Source organism: Williamsia soli (assembly GCF_017377795.1).
Taxonomy (GTDB): domain Bacteria; phylum Actinomycetota; class Actinomycetes; order Mycobacteriales; family Mycobacteriaceae; genus Williamsia; species Williamsia soli.
In genome coordinates this window covers 188704-214775 of the sequence record NZ_JAFRDR010000006.1, presented here as the reverse complement: position 1 = coordinate 214775, position 26072 = coordinate 188704, and the positions used below count along the sequence as shown (strand labels likewise).

Here is a 26072-nt window from a genome sequence, read left to right as displayed (position 1 = left end):
GTCTAGAGCATCTCCCAATACCGCGCCGACTCCACCGCCTCTCGGCGGTTGGACACACCCAACTTTCGGTAGATCGAGCGTTGGTGAGTCTTCACGGTGTTCACCGACACGAACAGATCAGCTGCTATCTCCGACGATTTGAGCATGGTCGGCAGATACTTCAGCACTGCGAGTTCGCGTTCGGTGAGGTCTTGCAAGACAGTCGCCGGCGGCGTCGCCTGTTCGGTGACGACACCGAAGGTGCCCGCGAGTTCGGTGACGAACGAGCTGCGGTCGCCGCTGAGGCGGATGTACCGGTTCAGCTGAATCGGTATCTGCGCATCCTGCAGAAGGAACGGACGCCGTAACCCGATCGGCGCGGACAACGCCACCGCCGCGCCAATCCTTTCGACGGCTATGTTGTCGCGCCGAAGATGACCTTGCGCGGTCGCCTCCAGCAGCGCACCTTCGGCGGCGAGTGCCCGAAATTCGGCGAACCGACCTGCCGGACGAAGCTCATCGAGAGCAGCGGCGGGCCGGGCGAGTTCGAGCAGCGCTCTGGCGCGTGTGATGCGCATCAGGCTCGACGCATAATCCACTTCGTCGACGGGGTCGCCGATGACGTCGAGCGCACTGTGGGGTTCTCCTGCCGCCATCGCGACCTCGGCGTGGCACGCGCGTGACCACGCAGCCAACAAGGCTGGCAACGCAACCGCCGCCGTCAGCAGGTCGAGACGATGGAGTGCCGTCCGTGCCGTCGACGGTTCCCGGCGGGCAACGGCGATGCGGACGGCGGCCACGTGCAGGAGAAGCCGGCAACCGAAGTCAGACCCTCTCGTACTGGCGGTCAGGCCCGCGTCGATGTACCGCTCGGCCTTCTCCAGTTCACCTCGTTCGAGATGAACCAGGGCCGCCGCTGCGTAGGCGGCCAACAACTGGGGTTCACGCGCCCATCCCCGCCTCTCCGCAGCCGCCAACGACGCCGTCGATTCGGTCTCCGCCTGATCGAGATCACCCAGCAGGAACTCGATCAGCGACAGATAGGATGCGGCCGAGAGCACCGTCAAACCAATGCCGAGATGTCCGCCCTGGGTGCGCACCGCGGACAGCGCAATCTGCGCCTGGTCGAGGTGGCCCTCGTGCACGAGTCCCGTCGCGCGGTTGTTGATGGCGACGAGGGCATAGGCAGCGGACGCCGGAACCTCCTGTCGGGGAACGTGATCGAGAAGTTCGACCAACGCGTCCGCGGTGTCCACCAGCCGTGACGGCGACCACGCCCTGGCATGAACGGTGTGCGCCATGGCGATGATGACCCGATACACGTCGGCCAATGGGTTGCCCAGCCCATCCAACAGCAACGCCGCGTCGTCGGCATTGCGCTGCATCGACTCGAAGTCGTGTCGCTGATAGTCGCACACCAACGCAACGATCAAGGTCTCGGCAGTTGGTGACCTCGCCACGTCGTCGTACACGGTCGACAGTGCCGACACCAGAGCCGCAGCCTGCGGGGTCAGGATCAGCGGCAGGGCGACCTGACCGAGAACTCTTGCCACTGTTGCCCAATCACGGGCGTATGCATAGTGGCGCAGCGCATCGATCGGTTCGTTCCTCCCGACGTACCAGTCCGCGGCCCGGCGGTTCAGTTCGGCGACACTGTCAGGATTCTCGGAGGAGAGCCTGTCCTGCAACAATTCTCGGAGTAGCGGGTGGTAGCGGAACCAGTTCGGGCGATCCGACAGTCGCACTGTCAACGCATTACGTGCCACCAGGTTCTCGAGAACCTGCCTGCTGTCCACGCGACCGGACAGTGCTCGCGCGAGCTCTGCGGTCATCTGATCGACGACACTCGTGGCAAGAAGGAACAGGCGGTCGCTAGGCGAGAGCCGGTCGAGTATCTCCTCCAGCAGATACTCGGCGACCCTGCGGTTGTTGCCGCTGAAGTGCTCGAGGGCCGGAACTGCTCCGGCAGCCTCGCCGACGCTGATCATCGCCAGCCGAAGTCCTGCCGGCCAGCCCTGCGTGCGTCTGTGGAGCTCGGTCAATGCGCCGTCGGCGAAGGTCACCCCACTCCGGGCGCACACCTCGCGGGTCTCCGCGGCCGTGTACATCAGGTCGTTGCCATCGATGTCGGCGACCTCATCGACGAGGCGGAGTCTGGACAGCCGCAGGCCGGGCTCGGTGCGGGAGACCAACACCAGGCGCAATTGCGGAATGCGGTACTCCGCGACGCGATTGAGGCTGTCCAGGGCGGCGGGGTCAGTGATGTGGTGGAAATCGTCGAGCACGACGACGATCGGGGTCGGCAGATGCATCAGAGCCTCCACGATCCGGTCCAGTTCGGGCTCGCCGAACTGCACTCCCGGAGTCAGGGTGGCGAGCACACTCGACTGCGGCACGACTCCGGCAATCCGCAGTGCGTCCAGCAGGTCAGCCCACAGACCCTGCACGTCATATCTGCTGTCAGCGGTCAGCCAAGCAACCGGACCCGGAGGATCACCGCGCCCGACCCAGGCCGAGACCGCAAGGGTCTTACCGTAACCGGGCCCGGCGCAGACGATGGTGACGGCTCGACGAGCGCCACGGTTCAGCATCGAGTTCAGGCGCTGACGCTCGACGAAACCCGGCGGAGGATCCGATCGGGACGTACGCAAGCGAAATGCAGCGGTGTACTGGTCGGCCATGTCTTGACCACCTCTTCCGGTATTGTTCCAGGCCCCTCCCGTGGAACACCTGGGTCCAATAGTAAGTCTTCTTACCCGCGCGCACATCTCATTCCCTACGGATGACGACAGCACCAGACATCGATTGGGACACTGGCGTCACTCACCGTCGAACGTGCGCGCAGTGCTCCACGCCGACGTGCACGACTGCACATGGAGGTCCGGTTGATCGACTACGCCGAACTGAGTCCGGTCGACTACGTGATCGTCGAGTTCGTGGCCGGGGAGCACAATGTCCCCGCTGCCATGACGCGATCATTGCTGGACCTCGTCGACCGCGGCGTCATCCGGGTGCTCGATCTGCTCATCGTCACGAAGTCGGCGCTGGGCGACATCTCGGTGACCGAGGTCGAAGACCTGGGGGAAGCCTCTGAGTTGGGCTCACTCACAGGGACACTGGCCGAGATCCTGGCGGCCGACGACATCGACAACCTGGCGAGGGCGATCCGATCAGGCGCCACCGCCGCGGTGATCGTCTGGGAGAACATCGGCGTCGCGTCGATTTCAGCATCTGCCCGACAGGTCTCCGCGCAGATCGTCGCGCAGGGGCGCATCCCGTCCCGAGCGATCGTCGCGACGCTCGAAGCCGACCACTCCGAGGCGGATTGACATGACGATGCGCCACGGAAGAGCAACGAGACGCGCGGTGATCGGGCACCCTGTCATCAGGCAGCGGACGAACACGGACGGCGCAGCGGTTGTCGCCGAGGGTATCCGTCGTCGCCAGAGCTCCCCTGCCCATGACCGCGATCGCCGGCCCGGAGCCGGCGAGCCAGAAAATGTTTCACATCAAACCGATCTGTACATCGACGAGAAGCCAGGAGCGCATCATGCCGAAATTGGAGATCAAGAAGACGTCCGAGCTGACCCGTAAGCAGGTGTCCGACAGACTCATAGCCCTCGGCAAGGCCCTTGCCGGCGGTTCCGAGGTGGACCTGGGGGCCGGCGGTGAGTCGATCACCGTCGAGGTCGCCGACCGAGTCCAGTTCGAGCTCGAGATCGAGGTGGACGGGGACGAGACGGAGATCGAGATCGAGATCAGTTGGCGCGACGGAGCTTCTGCCGCGACCGCCGACACAGCACCCGAACCGGCCGCGGCCACACCGGCCAAGGCGACCCGGCGGGCTCGGCCGCGTAAAGCGGCAGCCAAGTAGTACGCCGCACCTGGCACCGTCGTCGGATGAACAGCCACCGCGGCAACCCGGACCCCGCGCCGCCGGCTGCCGCCCGCTGGTTCGCACGGGCGGCGTTTCTTGCCGTATTTGCCACGGCGGCAGTCCTCGTGGTGTTCGCGGGCCTACACACGGTGACACTGCTGATCGGGGCGGTGGGCACGCTGGTGATCGCGATCGTCGGCCTGTTCTGGTTCCTGTCCACTCGTGGAGTGGCGCGTTGGCTGTCGCTGGCGGCGCTGGTCGTTGCCCCACTTGTGTTTCTGGGCATACTCATTCGAGCGAATCTGCTGTGGGTGGTGCTGACGTCGATCGTCTTGCTGATGATCGCCGGGATCTGCGCCCATTCCGCGCTGCGGCGGGACCATGGCGGCGCAGCAATGCCAGAGCGCGGCTCATCGCCACCTGAGCACGCGTTCCTGGTGATGAATCCCCGATCCGGTGGAGGGAAGGTCGGCACGTTCGACCTGAAGAGAAAAGCTGAGGCGCTCGGTGCCGAGGTCGCACTTCTCGACGGCGCCGACATCGTCGACGTCGCAGCGCTGACCCGGGACGCGGTCGAGCGCGGGGCCGATCTACTCGGAGTTGCGGGCGGCGACGGGACACAGGCACTCGTCGCGGGTATCGCTGCCGAACACGACCTCCCGTATCTGGTGATCAGTGCCGGCACGCGCAATCACTTTGCAAGCGATCTCGGACTCGACCTCGACGATCCGGCCACGTGCCTCGATGCGCTGGTCGACGGGACGGAGATCCGCGTCGATCTGGGCGAGATCGAGGGCCGCACGTTCGTGAACAACGCATCGTTCGGCGCGTACGCCGAAGTGGTGCAAAGTCCCGAATATCGCGATGACAAACGGGGCACGATGCTGCGGATGCTGCCCGACCTGATCGGCAACCACCGGGGCGCCGGACTGCGGGTCCGAGCGGGAAACGTGACGATCGACAATCCCCAGGCCGTGCTGGTCAGCAACGGGCCCTATGAGACTCACGATCTCGCAGGACTCGGCCATCGGCCGCGGATCGACCGCGGCGTCCTCGGAATGGTCACCATCTCGGTCGACAGCACCAAAGACGCCCTCGGTCTGCTTCGCCGCACCCGACAACAGGGACTGACCCAGAGCACCGTCGGCGACGTCGTGGTCGAGGCCGATGCACCGGAGATCCCGGTCGGCGTCGACGGCGAAGCGCTGATGTTCTCCACTCCCGTGCGGTGCACCATCACACCAGGCGCACTGCGGGTCCTGGTTCCGCGGAACCGACCCGGAATACGTCGCCCGCCGACGCCACTGGACTGGGTTCGGCTGCGCGAGCTCGCGTTCGGCACTCGGGGCTCCGGTGCTGCTGGTCTGAAGTCCTCGTAGCTCGTCCTACGATTCGTCACCGATGCCGAAGCCGCGGCGAATGGACACCAAACAAAACTTGAGTCTGGACACATGTCTGATGGTCGAGGTAGCGTGCCTACCATGGGACGAGTGGACGGAAAAGTGGCAATCATCAGCGGCGGGGCTCAGGGGATGGGCGCATCACACGCCCGACTCCTGGTCGCCGAAGGCGCCAAGGTCGTGATCGGGGACATCCTTGACGAGAAGGGCCAGGCGCTCGCCGATGAACTCGGCGACTCTGCGCGATACGTCCACCTGGACGTGTCACAGTTCGACCAGTGGCAGGCCGCGGTCGGGGTCGCCGTCGAGGATTTCGGCTCGCTGAATGTGCTCGTCAACAACGCAGGTATCGCGAACGGCAGTTCGATCCAGAAGTTCAAGCACGACAAATGGCACAAGATCATCGATGTGAATCTCACCGGCACGTTCTACGGGATCCAGGCGTCGACCGACGCCATGATCGCCGCCGGAAGCGGTTCCATCATCAACGTCTCGTCCATCGAAGGTCTTCGTGGGGCACCCTGGGCACACGGATACGTCGCGACGAAATGGGCGGTTCGCGGGTTGGCCAAGTCCGTCGCCCTGGAACTGGCCCCCCACAACATCCGCGTGAATTCACTGCATCCGGGCCTCATTCGTACCCCGATGACCGAGAACATCCCGGACGACCTGGTGACGATCCCACTGGGCCGGCCGGGAGACTCGAGCGAGGTCTCCACATTCGTGCTGTTCCTGGCCAGCGACGAATCCTCGTATGCAACCGGCACCGAGTTCGTCGTCGACGGCGGTTTGGTCACAGACGTCCCGCACAAGTCGATGTGACCTGCTTCGCGTCGATCCCGCTCGAACACCCTGCACAGCAACACTTCTGAGGAGAAATCCATGGCGATTCGCGTCGCCCTCATCGGCACCGGCAACGTCGGCCGCCTGGCGCTGACCCAACTCATCGAGAGCGCGGATTACCAGCTGACCGCAGTGGGCGTTTCCACGGAATCCAAGGTGGGCAAGGACGCCGGCGAACTGGCAGGCCTCGACGTCACCACCGGCGTCACTGCAGTCGGCGACATCGACGCGGTGCTGGCGACGAAACCCGACTGCGTCGTCTACTGCGCCATGGGCGACATCCGTACCGGCGATGCGCTCAGGGATTGTCAGAAGATTCTGGAAGCCGGAGTCGATGTGGTCGGCTCGTCGCCCGTTATCTTGCAATTCCCCTGGCAGCTGTTGCCCGACAAGAACATCGATCGGGTCGAGGCCTCGGCCCACACGGGCGACGTCAGTATCTTCATCACGGGCGTCGATCCAGGTTTCGCCAACGATCTGATCCCACTCGCACTGGCGGGGACGTGTCAGCGCGTGGAACAGATCCGCGTCATGGAGATCGCCGACTACGCCACTTACGATGGCGCCACCGTGATGTTCGACGTCATGGGGTTCGGCAAACCCCTCGACGACTTACCGATCCTCTTCCAACCCGGCATTCTCGGGTTCACCTGGGGCACAACGATTCGGCAACTCGCGGCCGGTCTCGGTATCGAGGTCGACGAGATCACCGAGAACTTCGAATTGGAACCTGCCCCCGAAAGTTTCGATGTCGCAGTGGGAAGAATCGAGAAGGGCACCGTTGCCGCCATGCGATTCGAGATCCACGGAAAGGTCAGGGGACACTCCGCGATCGTCGTCGAGCACGTCACCCGACTGCGCGACGACCTGCGCCCGGACTGGGCGCGGCCCGCGCAAGAAGGTGGTTCGTACCGCGTGGAGATCATCGGCGAACCCAACTACGCCGTCGACATCTGCCCGACCAGCGTCAAGGGCGACCACAACCATGCGGCGATCGTGGCCGCCGCCGGTCGCATCGTCAACGCCATACCGGCCGTCATCGCAGCGCCACCCGGGATCCGCACCACCCTGGACTTGCCCCTCGTCACCGGTAAAGGCCTCTACGTCGGCTGATCCGCCACTCGCGTGCCAGGGTAATGGGATGGATCGCGAATACCACTTCGACATCGTGTCGCTCCTGGTGTCCCCTGCCCACGCCTACTTCGGCCGGGCGAAGGACGGACCGGCGGCCGACGTCACGACGCAGACACCCGACGTCGTCGAGATCACCGCGAACAAGGGCATTCGCGGTGACCGCTTCTTCGGCGTCCGGGCGCACACCGAGGCGGCCATCACCTTTCTCGCCCTCGAGGCCTGGGAGGCCGCGGCAGGAGACGTCGATCCGGCGGTGGCCCGCCGCAACGTCATGGTCCGTGGACTGGAACTCGATCCGCTGAGGGGCGAGGAGTTCGAGATCGACACCGGCGACGGGCCAGTCCGATTCCGCGGCGGACGTCCCGCCCACCCCTGCGTGTGGATGGACACGATGGCAGGCGAAGGTACCCGCAAAGCACTGATCGGACGCGGCGGACTACGGACGCAACCGCTGACATCCGGGGTCCTGCGCGTCGGGCCGGCAGTCATCTCCTGCAATGTGGAACTCGACCCGGCGCGGGTGGCAGAGCAAGTCCGTCGGGCCCAGCCGATCTGAGGACTGGCGCGACATCGCCCGGGGAGTGTTCCGCTGCCTACTTGGCGAAGGTGTAGTCGTCAAGGGAGAACCGCCGGCTCTGCCACGCTGCTTCCAGTGTGGTCGATGCCCGGAAGGGCACATCACCGTTGTTGGTGAAGTAGTAGCTGTTTGCGCCCGCGCAGGTCGGGTTGGTGAACACTTGCAACGGGCGGCGCGCCAATATCGAGGTCATGTACTTGTCCTGTGCCGCCGCGGTCACTTCGGCCGACGTGGCTTGGCGGCGGCGAGCTTCGTCGAGTACCCGCACGATGTGAGTCGCACTGTTCTCGACCAGCGTGAAGAAGGAGGCGCCGTTGTAGCCGTAGGGGCCGAAGACGGTGAAGAAGTTCGGGAAGCCCGCCGTCGTGACGCCCTGGTAGGAGTGGAACCGCTCGGCATCCCAGTGCTCGGCCAAGTCGGTGCCGTCGTTCGAGGTGAGCTGGTAGGTCGGTAACGCATCCTTGTCGGTGACCTTGAAACCTGTGGCCAGGATGAGTACGTCGAGTTCGTGTTCGACCCCGTCGGTAGTCCTGATCCCCTTTGGGGTGATCGCCTCGATGGACCTGGTTTCCAGGGCGACGTTGTCACGGTTGAACGTCGACAGATATGAATTGTGGAAGCTCGGCCGTTTGCACCCGAGGGCGTAGGTGGGCGTGAGCTTGCTCCGTGTGGTCGGGTCGAGGACCTGCATGGCGACATACTTGCGGGCGGCAACTTCGAGGGCGAAGGTACCGGGAACCCACCGATGGAAATGCGCCAACACAGGGAACGTCACCTCGACGAACGCCTGGCTCGCCAGGCGGGCGGCCTGCCTGACTCCGGGCACCTTCTTCAGGCCGGCGCGTCCGACGCGACCGAGGGGGAAGTCCGGTTTCGGCAGACACCAGATAGGGGTGCGTTGAAAGACGGTCAAATACTTGACGTCGGGTGCGATCTCAGGGATTACCTGTACCGCCGTCGCTCCGGTGCCGATGATCCCGACCCGTTTACCCGCCAAGGACACCTCGTGGTTCCATCGGCTGGTATGCATCGTCGCGCCCTCGAAGGTGTCCATGCCGTCGATCTCGGGCAGCTTGGGCTGGCTCAGCGGCCCACCGGCGTGAATCAACCAGCGTGCGGTGACATCCCCGGAACTGGTCGAGATCGACCAGCGCGCGGCCTGTGCGTCGAACGTGGCCTTGTGGACCCGGGTGCAGAACTGCAGGTGGGGCGCGAGGTTGTATTCATCGACGATCTGCTGGGCGTACACGCGTAGCTCACGGCCTGGTGCGTAGCTGCGTGACCAGGTCGATCGCTGGGCGAACGAAAATTGGTAGCTGAACGACGGGATGTCGACGGCCACACCCGGGTAGGTGTTCCACTGCCAGGTGCCGCCGGGACCATCGGCGTCGTCGATGATGAGCAGGTCGTGAAAACCGGCCCTTTTGAGTGCGATCGCGGTCCCCAAACCGGAGAAGCCACCGCCGACGACGACGATTTCATGGTGCCTCGTTACTGCCATTGCTCAATGTTACGCTCCGTGATGACAACATCCGCATCCCATGGCAATCCGGAAGGTAACCCCATGACTCACGTCTCCCCTTGGGCGACTGACGACCTGGACGACCTGCGTGGTCTGGTCCGGTCGTTTTTCGAGAAGACCGTCGCTCCCAACGTCGACAAGTACATCGACCAGCATCACGTTGATCGTGATCTGTGGAATCAGGCGGGAGAGCTCGGCCTGCTGTGCATGTCGATCCCTGAGGAGTACGGCGGCGGTGGCGGCACGTTCGCACATGAGGCGGTGCTGATCGAGGAGCAGGCTCGGGTCGGTGACTCGTCGTGGGGCGTCAGCCTGCACAACGGCATCATCGCCCATTACCTGCTCGCCTACGGGACAGAGGAGCAAAAGCAGCGGTGGTTGCCGAAGATGGCCTCTGGTGAGGTGGTCGGCGCCATCGCCATGACCGAGCCGGGCACCGGATCGGATCTGCAGAACATCAAGACCAAGGCGATTCGCGACGGCGACGACTACGTCATCGACGGGTCGAAGACGTTCATAACCAACGGTTCTCAGGCCGACCTCATCATCGTCGTGGTCAAGACCGACACCGGTGAGGGAGCCAAGGGCATCTCGCTGGTGCTCGTCGAGGGCGACCGCGAAGGTTTCCGGCGAGGGCGAGTGCTCGACAAGATCGGCCAGCGAGGACAGGACACCTCGGAACTGTTCTTCGACGGCGTCCGGGTTCCGGTCGCGAACCTGCTCGGCACCGAGGAGGGCCAGGGCTTCATCCAGCTCATGCAACAGCTCCCGCAGGAGCGTCTCATCATCGCCGTCGCCTCGGTCGCGGGCATGGAATCTGCTGTCGCACAGACCATTGCCTACACCAAGGACCGTCAGGCGTTCGGACGTCCGGTCTTCGGTTTCCAGAACACCAAGTTCAAGCTCGCCGAGGCGGCCACAGAGACTCGCATCGCGCGAGTCTTCGTCGACGACTGCATCGTCAAGCACCTCACGGGCGAGCTTGACATCCCGACGGTCGCGATGGCCAAGTGGTGGACCACTGACCGCGCGATGTCGGTTCTCGACGAGTGTGTCCAGCTCTTCGGCGGATACGGCTACATGAGCGAGTATCCGATCGGCCGTATGTGGACCGACGGACGCGTACAGAAAATCTACGCGGGCACCAACGAGATCATGAAGGAAATAGTCGCCCGATCGCTGTAGCGTTCCTGCGTTTCTCAGTAATAGTTACTCGCTGCCGCGCGGCGGAGTGGTCGAGGCCAGACATCAACCGACCAGGTCTCACATCTTCGCCGGCGTCAGCGCCAATCCCCCGCCCAATCCGATCAGAGCGGTTCCCGAGATCCGGTCGGTCAGAACCCTGGCACGCCGTCCACCCATGAGCGTCCGAAGGCGGTGCACTCCGAACACGAACACCGCCCACCAGACGACTCCCAAGGCAACGTCGATCACACCGAGCCCGAGGATCTGCAGCGTGACAGCGCCACCGGTGGACACGAACTGCGGGAGCACCGCCACGAAGAAGAGCGCCGCTTTCGGGTTCAGGACGTTCGCTATGAACGACTGGCGCCAGACGCTGAACAACCGCAGGTCGGCCGGTTCCTGCGCCTCGGTGACGGAACCGCCGGAGCTCGAACGCGAATTCAGCAGCGCACGGACTCCGAGGTACACCAGATACGCGGCGCCGACGAGCTTGAGCACGGTGAACGCCGTCGCGCTGGCCAGCAGAATCGCGGCGACCCCCACTGCGGCCGCCGTCATGTGGACCAATAATCCGCATTGGACGCCGATCGCAGCGACCCAGCCGGACCGCCTTGACCGGACCGCGTGTCTCATCACCACAAACCAGTCCGGACCAGGCGTGACGTAAGCGAGCAGGGCAATTCCACAGAAGGCAAGAACCGTTTCAGGACTCATCGCCATCTCGGGTACCCACCGGAGACGACCCAAACCCTCGGGCCGCCGATATCAAGACCGCACGAACCGGTAACCCATCCCGGCCTCGGTCAGTAGATGCCGGGGAGTGGTGGGATCGCTTTCGAGCTTGCGCCGCAGGCTGGCCAAGTAGACCCGCAGGTAGTTGCTCTGGGTGCCGTAGCTCGGTCCCCACACGTGGGTGAGGATGTCGCGTTGGCTGACCAGCTTGTCCTCGTTGCGCACCAGCAGCTCCAGGACGCCCCATTCGGTGGGGGTGAGGTGGACGGGCACTCCCCCGCGAGTGACCTGTTTGGTGCGCAGATCGACCGTGAACGCATCGGTCTCGACCACAGGTTCCGAGGATTCGGTGGCACGTCCGCGCCGGACCGCTGCCCGCAGCCGGGCGAGAAACTCTTCCATGCCAAAGGGTTTGGTCACATAGTCATCCGCTCCGGCGTCGAGGGCCTGCACCTTGTCGGCCGAATCGGTGCGCGCCGACAGCACGATGACCGGCACGTCGGTCCACCCTCGCAACCCGGCGAGCACCGTGAATCCGTCTATGTCGGGTAGTCCGAGATCGAGGACGATCACTTGTGGATTCGTCTGCCCGGCAGCGGTCAGGGCGCCCGCACCGCTGGAGGCGGTGGTCACGTCGAACCCACGCGCATTCAAATTGATCCGCAGGGCGCGCAGGATCTGCGGCTCGTCGTCGACGACGAGAACCCGCACCCGCTCTGCCCGCGCCTGATCCGACCGCACCTGGTCAACCATATGAGGCCTCCACAGGTGGCTCGACCGGGAGCTCGAACGACATCGTCAGGCCGCCGCCAGGGGTGTCCGACGGGGTGATCTGCGCCCCCATGGCGCGAACGAAACCCTGCGCCACAGACAGTCCCAGCCCCACTCCGGCACCACTGCCCGTGTCCCCGAGGCGCTGAAAAGCGGTGAAAATTTTGTCCCACGACTGCGCCGGGACCCCGGACCCGTGATCGCGCACCGACACCGTGCACCGCACCGGGTCGGACTCAGGGTCAAGGCGAGCGAGCACGTGCACCGACGCGGTCTGCCCGCTGTGCCGCAGTGCGTTGTCGATGAGGTTGGCCAGCACCCGTTCGAGCAGCCCCGGGTCCGCGTAGACGAGCACCTGTTCGACATCGAGTTCGACACGAGTGGCACCGGTGGGGTCGAGGCGGGAGATGCCCATCATGGCACGGCTCACCACCTCCGTCAGGTAGACCATCTGCAGGTCTGGCCGAACCACCCCGGCGGCCAGTCGCGACGAGTCGAGCAGATTGCCGACCAGCGCGGTCAGGTGGTCGGTGGATTCTTCGATGGTGGCGAGCAGTTCTGCGGTGTCCTGTGGCGAGAAGGTGACGTCGGTACCCCGCAAACTCGACGCGGCCGCTTTGACCGCGGCCAACGGGGTCCGCAGATCGTGGCTCACCGCCGACAACAGAGCGCGACGCAGTTGATCGGTTTCCGCCAGTGCTCGCGCCTCGGCCGCCTCGGCGGCGAGTTCACGCCGTTCGACGATGCCCGCAGCCTGGGTGGCGACCGCGACGAGCACCTTGCGTTCACGTCCACCGAGTTTGGGGCCGCTGAGCAACATCGCGAAATCGCTGCCGGGGACAGGACACACGGTGTCGGCGGCACCGGTGTCGGCAGGTGGCTCCTCCCCGACCGATCCTTCCACGATGCTCGCCTCTCGGCCGCTGCGACGGATCAGCGAGACGGCACGCTGGTCGTAGGTTTCGCGGACCCGCCGCAGCAGGCCGTCGAGTCCTTCTCCACTGAGAACAGCGCCGGAGAACGTGGCGAGGAGTTCGGCATCACGACCGGCCCGCTGCGCCTGCACCCGCCTCACAGTGGCCGAATCAACCAGAGCGGCAACGGCTATGGCGATCACCAGCATCACGATGATGGTGATCAGATTGTCGGCCTCGTTGATGGTGAAGGTATAGCGCGGCGAGGTGAAGAAGTAGTTGAGCAACAACCCCGACACGATCGCCGACAGCGCCGCCGGGCCGATGCCACCGAGCATCGAGACCGCGAGCACCACCACGAAGAACAACGCCGACTCACTGGCGATACCCAGCCACCGGTCCAGGAAGGCGAGCAGTACCGCCGCCGCGGCGGGCACCAGGACGGCGAACATCCAGCTCAGCGGACGGTGGAAGCGGGTCTGCCTGATGTCGAGCGGGTTTCGTGCCTTGGACTCGGAATGGGTGACCATGTGGACGTCGATTTTTCCGGAGTTCCGCACGACGGTGGCGCCGACCCCTTCGTCGAGGATGCGTTGCCAGCGAGATCGTCTGGAGGTGCCGATCACGAGTTGGGTGGCGTTGACCCCTCGGGCGAACTCGAGTAGCGCGGCGGGTACGTCGTCGCCGACGATTGTGTGGGTTTGTGCGCCGAACCCTTTCGCCAGTTCGGTGAGTTCGGCGATGTCCACCGAGGCGGGAGCGGAGAGACCGTCGGCAGCCGCGATGTGCACCACGACGAGTTCAGCGCTCGAGCGCGAGGCGATCCGACCTGCGCGGCGCAGCAGTGTCGCCGATTCCGGACCGCCGGTCAGCGCCACCACGACGCGCTCGCGAGCCTCCCAGGTGGCGGTGATCTGGTGTGCGGCGCGGTACGTCGCGAGGTTGTCGTCGACCTGATCGGCGAGCCACAGCAAGGCCAATTCCCGCAGCGCGGTCAGGTTGCCCTCGCGGAAATAGTTCGCCAGCGCACCGCCCACCCTGTCCCCGGGATAGACCTTGCCCGCCGAGAGACGTTGCCGCAGTGCCTGCGGCGCGATGTCGACGAGTTCGATCTCGTCGGCAGCCCGCACCACGTCGTCAGGGACGGTCTCGCGCTGGACGATCCCGGTGATCTCCTGGACCACGTCGTTCAGACTCTCGAGATGCTGGATGTTGATCGTGGACAGGACATCGATGCCGGCGGCGCGCAGCTCTTCGATGTCCTGCCAGCGCTTGGCGTTCCGCGAGCCGGGGGCGTTCGTGTGGGCGAGTTCGTCGACAAGGGCCACCTGAGGGCGGCGGGCCAGCACCGCGTCCAGGTCCATCTCGGCGAGCACGGTCCCGCGGTGCTCGACATCCTTGCGAGCAACGATCTCCAGTCCGTCGGTCATCGCCGCGGTGACGGACCGCCCGTGCGTCTCCACCACCGCGACGACCACGTCGACGTCCTCTCCGAGCAGAGCGTGGGCCTGCGCCAGCATCTCGTACGTCTTGCCCACACCGGGAGCGCAGCCGAGGAACACCTCGAGACGCCCCCTGGTTTCGCCGGTCACTGCGCCGACCTTAGTCGCAGGCCGGAGCGGTCAGCCCCAGATCGAGGTTCACCTCGAGGACGTCGACCCTGGGCTGGCCGAGAAAGCCCAGCTGGCGGCCCACGGTGTGATCGGCGATGATCTGCCGAACCTCCGCGATCGACTTCCCGTTCTCCCTGGCCAGCCGCGGCACCTGGAGCGCCGCATAGGCCGGGCTGATGTGCGGGTCGAGACCCGACCCTGACCCGGTGACGGCATCGACCGGAACACGGTCGGCGCTCACGCCCTCCCGAGCGGCGATCAGTTGCCTGCGTTCGGCGATCCAGCCGGCCAGCTTCTCACTGTTCGGGCCCTGGTTGCTCGCCGCGGACGCCGCGGGGTCGCCGGGGGCCATCGGGTCATCCGAGGATCCCAGCACGCGGGCGTGCAGGTACTTGTCAGGTTCGCCGGCGGCCACCTGCGGATCGATGCCGATCAGGCTCGACCCGACGACGCACCCGTTGCGGTCGGTGACCTGCGACCCCTCCGCCGAGGTCGCGCCGATGCGCGAAACCCCCCAGACGACTGCGGGGTAGGCCACCCCGAGGATCACCGTCATCGCCGCGAGGACCGCGACTGCCACGACACACTGCCGTAGCCACGTCGACATCGTTCTCATCTCGTCTACCCCATTCCCGGGAGAAAACGGACCACCAGGTCGATCAGCCAGATACCGAGGAACGGCGTGATCACACCCCCGAGTCCATAGATCAACAGATTGCGACCCAACAGCTTCGACGCAGAACTGGGTCGGTACCGCACGCCGCGTAGCGACAACGGGATGAGCGCCACGATGACCAGGGCGTTGAATATCACCGCCGAGGTGATCGCAGACTCGGACGAGTGCAGACCCATGATGTTGAGCTTGTCGAGCTGCGGGTAGATGCCGCTGAAGAGCGCGGGCAGGATCGCGAAGTATTTCGCGAGGTCGTTGGCCAGGGAGAACGTGGTCAGCGCTCCGCGGGTGATCAGCAGCTGCTTGCCGATCGCCACCACGTCGATCAGCTTGGTGGGATCGGAGTCCAGATCCACCATGTTGCCGGCTTCTTTTGCGGCCGAGGTCCCGGTGTTCATCGCCAGCCCGACGTCGGCCTGGGCGAGTGCCGGGGCGTCGTTGGTGCCGTCGCCGGTCATGGCGACCAATCGTCCACCGGCCTGCTCCTTGCGGATCAACGCCAGTTTGTCCTCGGGTGTCGCTTCGGCCACGAAGTCGTCGACCCCGGCTTCCGCGGCGATCGCCGTCGCGGTGAGCGGGTTGTCGCCGGTGACCATCACCGTGCGTATCCCCATCGCCCGCAGCTGCGCAAAGCGCTCGGCCATACCCGGTTTCACGACATCGGAGAGCGCGATCGTCCCCAGGATGACGGCCCGGTCGTCGCCGGTCTGAGTGCCGACCACCAGTGGCGTGCCGCCTGCCCGCGAGATGTTGGCAACCTCGTCGCTCACCTCGGCCGGGGTGTCACCGTGGTTGTCGGCGACCCACCGCAGCAGCGCGTCGGCCGCACCCTTGCGAATCCTGACCGTACCAGCGGTGCCGGGCACATCCATCCCGCTCATCCTGGTCTGGGCGGTGAAGGGAACGATCTCCCGGGTGGCGCGATCGGCGGCGTCGAGCGCTTCGGGGTCCTGACCGAACTCGACACGGCACAATTCGACGATGCTGCGGCCCTCCGGGGTGTCATCGGCCAGGCTCGATTGGCATGCAGCCAAAGACAAATGCGAGAGCGTCACGCCGGGTGCGGGTACCAGGGCTGTCGCCTGGCGGTTGCCGAAGGTGATGGTCCCGGTCTTGTCCATGAGCAGCGTGTCGATATCGCCCGCCGCCTCGACCGCGCGCCCGGACATGGCGAGGACGTTGCGCTGCACCAGCCTGTCCATCCCGGCGATCCCGATCGACGACAGCAGCGCACCGATGGTGGTCGGGATCAAGCAGACCAGCAGCGCAATGAGTTTCACCGCATCCGGGCTCTGTCCCGCGTACTGCTGCATGGGCCCGACCGCCACGACCGCCAGCAAGAAGATGATGGTCAGGCTCGAGAGCAGGATGTCGAGTGCGATCTCGTTAGGTGTCTTCTTCCGTGACGCTCCTTCGACGAGCGCGATCATCCGGTCCACGAACGATTCGCCCGGCGACGTCGTGATCTTCACGATGATCCTGTCCGACAACACCACCGTGCCACCGGTCACCGCACTGCGATCGCCACCGGATTCGCGGATCACGGGTGCGGATTCACCGGTGATCGCGGACTCGTCGACCGTGGCGATACCGTCGACCACGTCGCCGTCTCCGGCGATCACCTCCCCGGCCTCGACGACGATCAGGTCACCGATCACGAGTGCGCTGCCCGAGATCTCGGTGATGGCGCCGTCTGCGTCGAGGCGACGGGCCACAGTGTCCTGCTTGACTTTCCGCAGGCTCGCGGCCTGGGCGCGTCCACGTCCTTCCGCTACCGCTTCGGCGAGATTCGCGAACAGCACCGTGAACCACAGCCAGAACACCACCGCGATCGAGAACCACGACGGCTGCCACACCGCCAGGACCGTCGTGATGATCGCGCCGAGGTAGACGACGAACATCACCGGATTGCGGGCCTGGTCTCGTGGATCGAGTTTGCGAAGCGCCTGGGGTACCGAGGTGATCAGCTGCCGGGGATCGAACGCTCCGCTGCCGGCCAGATCGTCGTCGGCCCGGACGGGCGCGGTTTCCCGCTCCGCGACTGTGGTCATGAAAGTGCCTCTGCTATCGGTCCCAGCGCCATGGCCGGGAAGAAGGTGAGTCCGGCGACGAGAAGAACTGTGCCGGTGAGTAGGCCGCCGTAGAGCAGGCCGTGGGTGGGTAGGGTTGCGGAACTGACCGGTCGGGGTTTCGCCGAGGCCAGTAGGCCGGCCAGTGCCAGGACGAAGATGATCGGCAGGAACCGGCCGAGCAGCATGGCGAAGCCCAGTGATGTCTGGAACCAGTCGCTGGTGGCGGTGAGCCCGCCGAACGCACTGCCGTTGTTGTTGGCCGCGGAGGCGAACGCGTACAGCACCTCCGAGAATCCGTGAATCGACCCCGGCGATCCCGGTTCGCCACTGTTGCCCTGAAAACCTGTGGTGGACGCCAAGGTAACTGTGATCGAGGTGCCGATCAGCACCAATGCCGGCATCACGAGGATAGACAGCGCCGCCATGGTGATCTCGTGCTGGCCGATCTTCTTGCCCAGGAATTGCGGTGTCCGGCCCACGAGCAGGCCACCGACGAACACCGCGATGATCGCCAGCACCAGCATGCCGTACAGACCGGTCCCGACGCCGCCGGGTGCGACTTCACCCAGGAGCATGTTCCAGATCAGCGCTCCACCGCCGCCGGCGGAGTACGAGTCGTGCGCCGAGTTCACCGCGCCGGTGGAGGTTCCCGTTGTCGACACGGCAAACAGAGCGGACCCGGCGACTCCGAACCGTTGTTCCTTGCCTTCCATCATCGTCCCGGCCGTCTGGGCCGCGAGGCCGTTGGTGTGCGATTCGAACGCCCAGACCAGGGCCACCATGCCCGACCAGATGGCGGCCATGACCCCGAGGATCGTGAGGCCCTGCCGTCGGTCACCGACCATCGTGCCGTAGGTGCGGGTCAGACATACCGGGATGATCAGCAGCGCAATGATTTCCACGATGTTGCTCAGCGGCGTGGGGTTGGAGAACGGGTGGGCGGAGTTGGCCGACAGAGTTCCGCCGCCGTTGGTGCCGAGCTCCTTGATCGCCTCCTGCGACGCGAACGGTCCGACAACGCCGGACCCACTCGATCCGTCGAGCCCGGTGAAGTCGAAGCCGCTCCTGAACGACTGCACTGCGCCCTGGGTGAGCAGCAGTAGGGCGACAATGATGCTCAGCGGCAGCAGGATCCGGAGGGTGGCCCTGGTCAGATCCACCCAGAAGTTCCCGAGTTCGCCGTCGCCCTTCGAACCGATGATTCCGCGGATGAGCGCTACCGCCACCGCGAGACCAACCGCAGCGGACAGGAAGTTCTGCACCGCCAGCCCGGCCATCTGGGTGAGGTTGCTCATCACCACCTCAGGTGAGAAGGACTGCCAGTTGGTGTTCGCGACGAAGGAGATCGCAGTGTTGAAGGCCATCGCGGGCGAGACCCCGTCGCGGCCGTCGCTCCAGGGCAGCACACCCTGGAGACGCTGCAGGGCGTAGAGGAACAGCACCCCCACAAAGGAGAAGGCCAGCACTGCGGTGGCGTATCCGGTCCAGGTCTGGGATCGGCGCGGGTCGATCCTGGCGATCTTGTAGAGCAAGCGTTCCGGCGCCAGGTCTGTCCCGCGGCCTGGCGGTCTGCCGCGCCCACCGGAGAACACGCGGGCCATGTAGTCGCCGAGCGGCACATACGCTGCCGCGAGGATGAAGACCACCGACCCGACCTGGAGGGCGGCGGCCACAGAGGAGTTCACGTTTGCCTAGAACCTTTCGGGAAGTACCAGGGCTGCACAGAGATACAGCACCACCACGATTGCGATGATCAGCAACACGACATTCGTCGCGCCGTCGGCGGTCACGGTCGGGTCCTGGCAGCGACGAGGCGCAGGACGAGTACGCACACACCGAAACCGCCGAAGATCGCCGGCACGAACAAGAGATCTGCCACGTCCACTCCTGAGGATGAGGGGGCCGGACCACTTCGTCGGGTCCGGCCGGGTGGATTCAGCATGCTGGACCTGCGGTGCCAGCGACCAGCGTGTTGACGACCTCCATACGCACACACGCTGCATCTTTACGAGATCTTCGCGCCACCTGATCCTGACGACGGTCGGCGCGCACGGTTAGCCACCCCGACAGCTGGGTACACGCACGATGAGGCATGGCGAGGCGGGCACGATCCGCCTGCGTCATGCCTGTCTCGGTTGAGTCGTCAGCCTTCTGGGATTCCGTGAGCGATGGTGGAGTGAGGTCGTGGGTGAAGCGCAGCAGTATCAGGGTCGCGTCGGTGCCGAACTCGCACGTGTACGTCCGGCACATCTCGCCCCTGATGCCAGAGGAAACGAACATCATTCGTCTGGCTGACCCTGTTCCGGTCGGTGGTCCGGCCGATCCCGCTGTGTGGTGGCCGCCGCGCATGTTCGACCCCCAATGGATCGCGGCCCATCACGCGGAGTTCGACGTCTTCCACATCCACTTCGGGTTCGACGATGTCACTCCCGAGGTCATGAGCGATGTGATCTCCGAGCTCCGATCACGCGGTAAGCCGATTGTCTACACACTGCACGACCTGCGCAATCCGCACCATCGGGAACCAGGTGCACACGAGGAGATACTCGACATCCTGGTTCCGGAGGTCGACGAGATCATCACTCTCACCCCCGGTGCCGCAGAGCGCATCCAGGAACGGTGGCACCGCACCGCTACCGTCCTGCCCCACCCACATGTGGTCCCGCCGCAGTGGTTCCATCGACGTCCGACCGACTCCCCTGAGTTCACCGTCGGCGTGCATGCGAAGAGTGCGCGTGCCAACTGCGATCCGCTGACGGTCGCGCAGGCCCTGGTCGAGATCGCCGGGTCGTACGACGACGTGGTGGTACAGATCAACGTGCACGACGACATCTTTGATGCAAACGCCCACGGATACGACCCCGACGTCGGACGGGCCCTCCGGACGCTCGGATCCCACCGTCGCGCACGCGTGGTCGAGCACCCGCGGTTTTCGGACGAACAATTGTGGGCGTACCTACAAAGCCTGTCCGTATCGGTGCTTCCGTACCGGTTCGGGACGCACTCGGGCTGGCTCGAGGCGTGCCACGATCTGGGCACGGCGGTCCTGGCTCCCAGCTGCGGTTTCTACGGTCAGCAACAGGACTGTTTCGAGTTCGACCTGGATGAAGACCATTTCGACGCCGAGACCCTCGCTGCCGCACTCAAAGCGGCCCACGACACTCCCACCCCGGCACCGTCGTGGTCGCAGCGGCTCTCGCAGCGACAGTGGCTTGCCCAACAGCACTCCGCGCTCTACAGCAGGTGCCTCGATGCCTGACCGGACGACTGATCGGCCGTTGCAGATCGCCGTCATCGCTTCGAGTCGTCACCCCATCGCGGAACCTTTCGCGGGCGGCCTCGAAGCGCACGTCTGGCACCTGACCCGAGCGCTGACCGCCGCGGGACACGAGGTGACCCTGTTCGCCGGCCCGGGATCGGATGTCGGCCCCGGCGTACATGTGATGCACGTCAACATCTTCGAGCCATCGGCGGTCGCGCGGGGTGATGTGTCGATGCCGTCCGAGACGGCGATGCGTGACCATCACGCGTATCTGTCACTGATGCTCGACCTCGTGGCCGACCCCGACCGGTTCGACCTCATCCACAACCACAGCCTGCACTACCTGCCCATCGCGATGGCCCCGGCACTGGCCACCCCCATGGTGACCACCCTGCACACCCCGCCTACGCCCTGGCTCGAGTCTGCGATGACCGTCGCGCCCCATCCGCGATGCGTGGCAGTCAGCGGTCATACCGCGCGGCTGTGGGAGCACGTCCTGGGTCCGACACCTGTCGTCCGCAACGGAGTACGGATCGCCCATTGGCCGGAGGGTGCCGGCGGCACGGACTTTGTGTGGTTCGGTCGCCTGGTGCCGGAGAAGGGCGCACATCTGGCGATCGAGGCCGCTCGACTGGCCGGAAAGCCGCTCCGTCTCGCCGGCCCCAGGAGCGACGAGCACTACTTCACCACGATGATCGAACCTGCACTCGACGACCAGATCCAGTACGTCGGGCACCTCGGGCACAGCGCACTGGCCGACCTCGTCGGTTCGTCGGCGGTCACTCTGGTCACCCCGATGTGGGACGAGCCGTACGGACTCGTGGTCGCCGAATCACTGGCCTGCGGGACCCCCGTGGCGTCCTTCGATCGCGGCGGTATCCCCGAGATCGTCGGTTCCGACGGCGGGATCCTCGTCCCTCCCGGTGACGTTGCGGCACTGGCGACTGCGGCTCTCACGGCCGCGGGGTACGACCGCCGCAACGTTCGGCGACGCGCGCTCACCCACTGCAGCGAAGACGCCATGGTGGAGCAGTATCAGCTGCTGTACTCCGAGATGGCCGGCAGCGAGAACATCCCGGCGTGATCGGCTACTACATCCACCACCAGGGCAGTGGACACCGGATGCGCGCGGAGGCGATCACCGAACGGCTCAGGGTTCCGGTCGTGGCGCTGAGCAGTGCCGACATCAACAGCACCGTCTTCGCCGACCGGATCAGGCTCACCCGAGATGATCTGTCGGACAGCCCGATCGACGTCACCGCCAACGGAGCGCTACATTGGGCTCCGCGCCTGGATGGTGGACTCCGTACGCGCATGGCCGAGATTGCGGAGTTCGTGTCCGTGCACCGCCCCGATGCCATGGTCGTCGACGTGTCTGTGGAGGTCGCCGCCTTCGTCCGCTTGCTCGGTGTTCCCGTGGTCGTCACCGCGATGCCCGGGGAACGGACGGATCCGCCGCATCTGCTGGCCTACCAGTTGGCCGACGCCATCATCGCCCCGTGGCCGGAGGAGCTCTACCGGCCGGATTGGCTCACCGCGCACCTGCACAAGACCACGTTCACGGGAGGGATCAGTCGGTTCGACGGCCGTCCGGTTCACATCGATGCCGACTGGGAGTCCGATGTCCTGGTCCTGACCGGCACCGGCGGAGCCACCACCTCGCAGGCTGCGGTCTCGCAGTTCGCCGACGACCACCCCGACCTCACCGTCCGCGGGCTCGGCCCGGCCTTCGGAACGTGGAGCGACGATCCGTGGCGGGAGTTGTGTGGGGCCCGGCTCGTGGTCACCAATGCCGGACAGGGCAGCGTCGCAGATGTCGCGGTCGCCCAGAGGCCCGCGGTACTCCTCCCTCAGGACCGCCCCTTCGACGAACAACTCCGCACCGGAAGAAACGTTGCCCGTGCGGGCCTCGCGCATGTCTGTTCCGCGTGGCCCACCGCGGAGGAGTGGGCAGTGATCCTGCGGGCAGTGCCTGATTCGGCAACGTCGTGGTCCCGCTGGCGCACCGCGGGCGCCGCAGGACGAGCGGCGGCCGCCATCGAGGCGGTCCTCGGGTGACGGCCGCATCCCAGCCACCGAAGATCGTTGCCATAACCATCGTCTCCGGTCGCCATGACCACCTCGCGCACCAACTCGATGGGGTGGCCGCAGCTACCGTGCGACCGGCCGAACACATCATCGTTGCCATGGATGATCCTGCGGTGCACGACGTCGCGGCACCGTATCCCTCGACCCAGGTGGTCGACGTCGAGTCCGTCGGCGCCCACCTGCCGCTGGCACACGCCCGCAACCTCGGCGCGCGGACCGCGATCGATGCCGGCGCGGACCTGTTGGTCTTCCTCGATGTCGACTGTGTTCCCGGCCCCGAGTTGTTCCGGTACTACGCCGCTGCCACCGAACGACGAGAAGGAGAGCGACTGCTCTTCTCCGGGCCTGTCACCTATCTGCCGCCGCAGGCCGATCTGGGCGACCTCGCGGCGCTGACCGATCCGCATCGGGCACGCCCGAACCCTGATGCCGGCGTCGTCATCCTCGACACCGAGATGACGCTGTTCTGGTCGTTGTCGTTTGCGCTGAGCGCTGCGAACTGGCAGATGCTCGGCGGCTTCTCGACCGCGTACGAGGGCTACGGCGGGGAGGACACCGATTTCGCCATGTCGGCTGCGGCGCACTACTTCCGTCTCGCCTGGGTCGGCGGCGCCCACGCCTATCACCAGTACCACCCGGTGTCCGATCCCCCGGTGGAACACCTCGACGACATCCTGCGCAATGCCCGGATCTTCCACTCGCGGTGGGGATGGTGGCCGATGCAGGGTTGGCTCGACGCCTTTCGAGATCGGGGTCTGATCGCGTTCGATGCGAGCACCGACGACTGGGTCGCCCGACGGGAGTGACCGACGTTTCGAGGCCGTCGGGAATGGCTATGCCTATGAACCTGTAGCACAGCAATATTCGAAGGACGGAGGAGTCGATGATTGCCGATCCCGAGGAGCGGATACCTACCACTTCAGAGCTTGCGCAGTGGTGTGAGAAGTTGGCGGAGCTGGCTGACCAGAACCATCGGGTGATTGCCACCGCCGAGTCGCTCACCGCGGGCAACCTGGCCGCCGAGTTGGGACGCGCAACCAACTCGGGTGACTGGTACTGCGGAGGCATCGTCGCCTACCGCAAGGAGGTCAAACACGACGTGTTGGACGTCCCGGACGGACCGGTGGTCAGCGAAGCTGCGGCTCGTGCGATGGCCCGGAGTACCGCGACGTTGCTCGGCGCCGATCTGGCGGTCGCGGTGACCGGAGAAGCCGGGCCCGAAACCCAGGAAGACGTGCCGCCGGGGACCGTGTGGTTCGGTGTCTACGACAACGGTTCGGTCGAGACCTTGCATCGCGTCTTCGATGGGGATCCGGAGCAGGTCCTCGCGTCGACGATCGCCGCCAGTGTGGATCTGCTCATCCGGCACGCACAGGCGGGGACCGGCGATCCGGACGAGCAGACCCCCCGGCCACGAGAGGAGAACCCATGACCACGCTCCGCGACCAGATCCGCGAGGAGCTACACGTCTCGCCGTCGATCGATGTCGAACGCGAGATCGAGCAGCGAGTGCAGTTTCTTGTCTCGTACCTGCGCGCCACCGGCACACAAGGTTTGGTATTGGGCATCAGCGGTGGCCAGGACAGCACCCTGGCGGGGAAGCTGAGCCAGTTGGCCGTCGACCGGGTCAATGAGGCGGCCGGCGGCGTCGAGTTCGTCGGGGTGCAGCTACCGCACGGACAGCAGTCCGATCAGTCCGATGTCGACATCGCGCTGGATTTCATCAAGCCATCACGGGTGATCAGCATCGACATCAAACCTGGTGTCGATGCCGAGTCCGCCGCCATCGCGGGCGGTCTCGGTGTCGACCGACTGCGAGACTTCGTGCGCGGGAACGTGAAAGCCCGAGCACGCATGGTGGCCCAGTACGCCGTGGCCGGTGAGCGCAACCTGCTCGTGGTCGGAACAGACCACGCTGCCGAGGCCGTCACCGGATTCTTCACGAAGTACGGCGACGGGGGTACCGACGTCAATCCGCTGGAGGGCCTGACCAAAAGCCAAGGTGCGCAACTGTTGCGCTCGCTGGGCGCTCCCGAATCGACGTGGCAGAAGGTTCCCACGGCCGACCTCGAGGACGACCGGCCTGCACTGCCCGACGAAGAGGCGCTCGGGGTGACGTACCCCGAGATCGATCGTTACCTACAGGGGGAATCGATCTCGGACGAGGCCGCCGAGACGATCGAGGCCGCATATCTGCGCACCCGGCACAAGCGCCACCTGCCGGTCGCCCCGTCCGACACGTGGTGGCAGTGACGATCGGATCAGCCGACGAAAGCCGCGAGCATGCCATCGACAGCGTGCGGCCAGCTGAACTGTTCCGCTCGCTCGCGCGCCCGTGATCGCCGCTGTGCCTCAGGGAGATCCAGCACGGCCATGATCGCCTGGGCCACACCCATCGCCGTATCCGGAGCCAGTGCGCCGGACTCGGCCCGCACGATCTCCGACAGCGCGGATCTCTGCGACACCACCACCGGGGTACCCGTGGCGAGCGCTTCGAGGGCTGCGAGACCGAATGTCTCGTGGGGTCCCGGTGCCAACGCCACATCGGACGACGCCATCAACCCGGCGACCTCGGCTCGACTACCCAGGTAGCCCGCGAAGTCGACGGGTAGACCTGCTGCACGCCGCTTCAGCTTACGCATGACCGGGCCATCTCCGACGATCAGCAAGCGTACCGACATACCCGAGTCACACAGCAGTGCAACAGCATCGATACTTCGGTGGACGTGTTTTTCCACCGACAGCCGCCCACAGTGGATCAGCAGGTGCTCGGCTCCTCGTCGGGCCCGGTCGCGTAGCGCGTCGCTGCGGCGCTCGGGGTGGAAGACCTCGAGGTCGACGCCGAGCGGAACCCGGCAGAGGTTGCTCGCACCGATGCGGTCGAACTCCTCGGCCGCGAACGCAGTGGTACACACCACCGTGTCGTAGTCACGCGCGGTCGCGCGGTTGGCGATGTCGGCGAACGTTTGTGCCACCTCTCGTGGAAGTATCTGACCGAGGAGTCTGTCGAGACGTTCGTGCGCGATCATGACGCTGCCGACATCCCGTTCTCGTGCCCAGACACCCATGCGCCGCAGGGTCAGTCGGTCGGACACCTCGATGACGTCGGGGGTCGCCGACGCAGCCACCGCCGCAACGGAGGCGAATCGCGCGGCGCGATATCCCCCCGTGAACGGGAGAACCGGGGCCGGCACCGTCACCCGCACAACGCCTGAGACGAGGACCTCGCGAGCGGCGGCAGGTCCCGGAACGATCAGGGTGACGTGGTGACCATGCCGAACGTATCCGGTCCCGAGTTCGTCGACCGCGGTCCGAAGTCCTCCCGAACGTGGTCCGTAGAAGTTGGCGACCTGCACTATCCGCATGCTCGAAGTGTCGGCTTCTCCCCGGCCGGTGGCCGGAACATGCGGTGGCGCTTCGGTGAACACCG

23 protein-coding genes are annotated in these 26072 nt (G+C 65.5%); 13 read left to right on the top strand and 10 right to left on the bottom strand.

The features are described from left to right. Positions 1-2: 2 nt before the first annotated feature. Entirely contained in the window at positions 3-2660 is a 2658-nt protein-coding gene (locus J3S28_RS17635) for a winged helix-turn-helix domain-containing protein (protein ID WP_207842022.1), read from the bottom strand. Between the two features lie 192 nt (positions 2661-2852). Between J3S28_RS17635 and J3S28_RS17630 the strand changes: the two genes are divergently transcribed. The 6 genes from J3S28_RS17630 (at position 2853) to J3S28_RS17605 (ending at position 7789) form a co-directional block, all read left to right on the top strand. Then, a complete protein-coding gene (locus J3S28_RS17630) occupies positions 2853-3308 on the top strand; it encodes a DUF6325 family protein (RefSeq protein WP_207842021.1) in 456 nt (151 codons plus the stop codon). A gap of 221 nt (positions 3309-3529) precedes the next feature. Further along, complete coding sequence (locus J3S28_RS17625; protein ID WP_207842020.1) at positions 3530-3853, top strand: amphi-Trp domain-containing protein; 324 nt, start codon at positions 3530-3532, stop codon at positions 3851-3853. 26 nt (positions 3854-3879) lie between these two features. Further along, complete coding sequence (locus J3S28_RS17620) at positions 3880-5235, top strand: diacylglycerol kinase family protein (protein WP_207842019.1); 1356 nt, start codon at positions 3880-3882, stop codon at positions 5233-5235. A 102-nt stretch (positions 5236-5337) separates the two neighbouring features. Continuing rightward, positions 5338-6078 carry a glucose 1-dehydrogenase gene (locus J3S28_RS17615; protein WP_207842018.1) on the top strand — a complete coding sequence of 247 codons (741 nt, stop codon included), beginning with the start codon at positions 5338-5340 and terminating at the stop codon, positions 6076-6078. Between the two features lie 60 nt (positions 6079-6138). After that, on the top strand, positions 6139-7212 hold the full coding sequence (locus tag J3S28_RS17610; RefSeq protein ID WP_207842017.1) for an NAD(P)H-dependent amine dehydrogenase family protein: 1074 nt from the start codon (positions 6139-6141) through the stop codon (positions 7210-7212). 28 nt (positions 7213-7240) lie between these two features. Further along, positions 7241-7789 carry a molybdenum cofactor biosysynthesis protein gene (locus J3S28_RS17605; protein WP_207842016.1) on the top strand — a complete coding sequence of 183 codons (549 nt, stop codon included), beginning with the start codon at positions 7241-7243 and terminating at the stop codon, positions 7787-7789. Between the two features lie 37 nt (positions 7790-7826). Here the strand turns inward: J3S28_RS17605 and J3S28_RS17600 are convergent, their stop codons facing one another. Then, the gene (locus J3S28_RS17600) at positions 7827-9311 is read right to left on the bottom strand and encodes a flavin-containing monooxygenase (protein ID WP_207842015.1); all 1485 of its coding nucleotides are present in this window, start codon (positions 9309-9311) and stop codon (positions 7827-7829) included. Positions 9312-9374: 63 nt separating this feature from the next. Between J3S28_RS17600 and J3S28_RS17595 the strand changes: the two genes are divergently transcribed. Then, positions 9375-10517, top strand: coding sequence for an acyl-CoA dehydrogenase family protein (locus J3S28_RS17595; protein ID WP_207842014.1), 1143 nt, complete (start codon positions 9375-9377; stop codon positions 10515-10517). Between the two features lie 78 nt (positions 10518-10595). Here the strand turns inward: J3S28_RS17595 and J3S28_RS17590 are convergent, their stop codons facing one another. Genes J3S28_RS17590 through J3S28_RS17560 form a run of 7 tightly spaced genes read right to left on the bottom strand, consistent with a single transcriptional unit; the run spans position 10596 to position 19082 of the window. Continuing rightward, the gene (locus tag J3S28_RS17590) at positions 10596-11231 is read right to left on the bottom strand and encodes a LysE family translocator (protein WP_207842013.1); all 636 of its coding nucleotides are present in this window, start codon (positions 11229-11231) and stop codon (positions 10596-10598) included. Positions 11232-11282: 51 nt separating this feature from the next. Next, positions 11283-12002, bottom strand: a complete 720-nt coding sequence (locus J3S28_RS17585) for a response regulator (RefSeq protein ID WP_207842012.1) — start codon at positions 12000-12002, stop codon at positions 11283-11285. Next, positions 11995-14526: a DUF4118 domain-containing protein gene (locus J3S28_RS17580; RefSeq protein WP_207842011.1), complete on the bottom strand. Its 2532-nt coding sequence runs from the start codon at positions 14524-14526 to the stop codon at positions 11995-11997. Before J3S28_RS17580 ends, J3S28_RS17585 begins: the two co-directional genes overlap by 8 nt. A gap of 10 nt (positions 14527-14536) precedes the next feature. Continuing rightward, a complete protein-coding gene (locus tag J3S28_RS17575) occupies positions 14537-15163 on the bottom strand; it encodes a potassium-transporting ATPase subunit C (protein ID WP_207842010.1) in 627 nt (208 codons plus the stop codon). A 5-nt stretch (positions 15164-15168) separates the two neighbouring features. Further along, positions 15169-17271, bottom strand: a complete 2103-nt coding sequence (gene kdpB / locus J3S28_RS17570) for a potassium-transporting ATPase subunit KdpB (RefSeq protein WP_207842009.1) — start codon at positions 17269-17271, stop codon at positions 15169-15171. After that, positions 17268-18977, bottom strand: coding sequence for a potassium-transporting ATPase subunit KdpA (gene kdpA / locus J3S28_RS17565; RefSeq protein WP_207842008.1), 1710 nt, complete (start codon positions 18975-18977; stop codon positions 17268-17270). Before kdpA ends, kdpB begins: the two co-directional genes overlap by 4 nt. A gap of 6 nt (positions 18978-18983) precedes the next feature. Further along, the gene (locus tag J3S28_RS17560; protein WP_084834682.1) at positions 18984-19082 is read right to left on the bottom strand and encodes a potassium-transporting ATPase subunit F; all 99 of its coding nucleotides are present in this window, start codon (positions 19080-19082) and stop codon (positions 18984-18986) included. A gap of 398 nt (positions 19083-19480) precedes the next feature. On the opposite strand from J3S28_RS17560, the gene J3S28_RS17555 reads away from it, so the two are divergent. The 6 genes from J3S28_RS17555 (at position 19481) to nadE (ending at position 24895) form a co-directional block, all read left to right on the top strand. Continuing rightward, positions 19481-20551: a glycosyltransferase family protein gene (locus J3S28_RS17555; protein WP_307797226.1), complete on the top strand. Its 1071-nt coding sequence runs from the start codon at positions 19481-19483 to the stop codon at positions 20549-20551. After that, complete coding sequence (locus J3S28_RS17550; RefSeq protein ID WP_207842006.1) at positions 20544-21638, top strand: glycosyltransferase; 1095 nt, start codon at positions 20544-20546, stop codon at positions 21636-21638. Before J3S28_RS17555 ends, J3S28_RS17550 begins: the two co-directional genes overlap by 8 nt. Beyond that, positions 21635-22612 (top strand): hypothetical protein, encoded by a 978-nt coding sequence (locus J3S28_RS17545; protein WP_207842005.1) that lies wholly within the window; start codon positions 21635-21637, stop codon positions 22610-22612. Before J3S28_RS17550 ends, J3S28_RS17545 begins: the two co-directional genes overlap by 4 nt. After that, positions 22609-23448 carry a glycosyltransferase family 2 protein gene (locus J3S28_RS17540; RefSeq protein WP_307797224.1) on the top strand — a complete coding sequence of 280 codons (840 nt, stop codon included), beginning with the start codon at positions 22609-22611 and terminating at the stop codon, positions 23446-23448. Before J3S28_RS17545 ends, J3S28_RS17540 begins: the two co-directional genes overlap by 4 nt. A gap of 77 nt (positions 23449-23525) precedes the next feature. Continuing rightward, a complete protein-coding gene (locus J3S28_RS17535; protein WP_207842004.1) occupies positions 23526-24074 on the top strand; it encodes a CinA family protein in 549 nt (182 codons plus the stop codon). Then, complete coding sequence (gene nadE, locus J3S28_RS17530; RefSeq protein WP_207842003.1) at positions 24071-24895, top strand: NAD(+) synthase; 825 nt, start codon at positions 24071-24073, stop codon at positions 24893-24895. Before J3S28_RS17535 ends, nadE begins: the two co-directional genes overlap by 4 nt. Positions 24896-24903: 8 nt before the next feature. On the opposite strand, the gene J3S28_RS17525 is transcribed toward nadE, so the two are convergent. After that, positions 24904-26007 carry a glycosyltransferase gene (locus J3S28_RS17525; protein WP_207842002.1) on the bottom strand — a complete coding sequence of 368 codons (1104 nt, stop codon included), beginning with the start codon at positions 26005-26007 and terminating at the stop codon, positions 24904-24906. Positions 26008-26072: the final 65 nt, after the last annotated feature.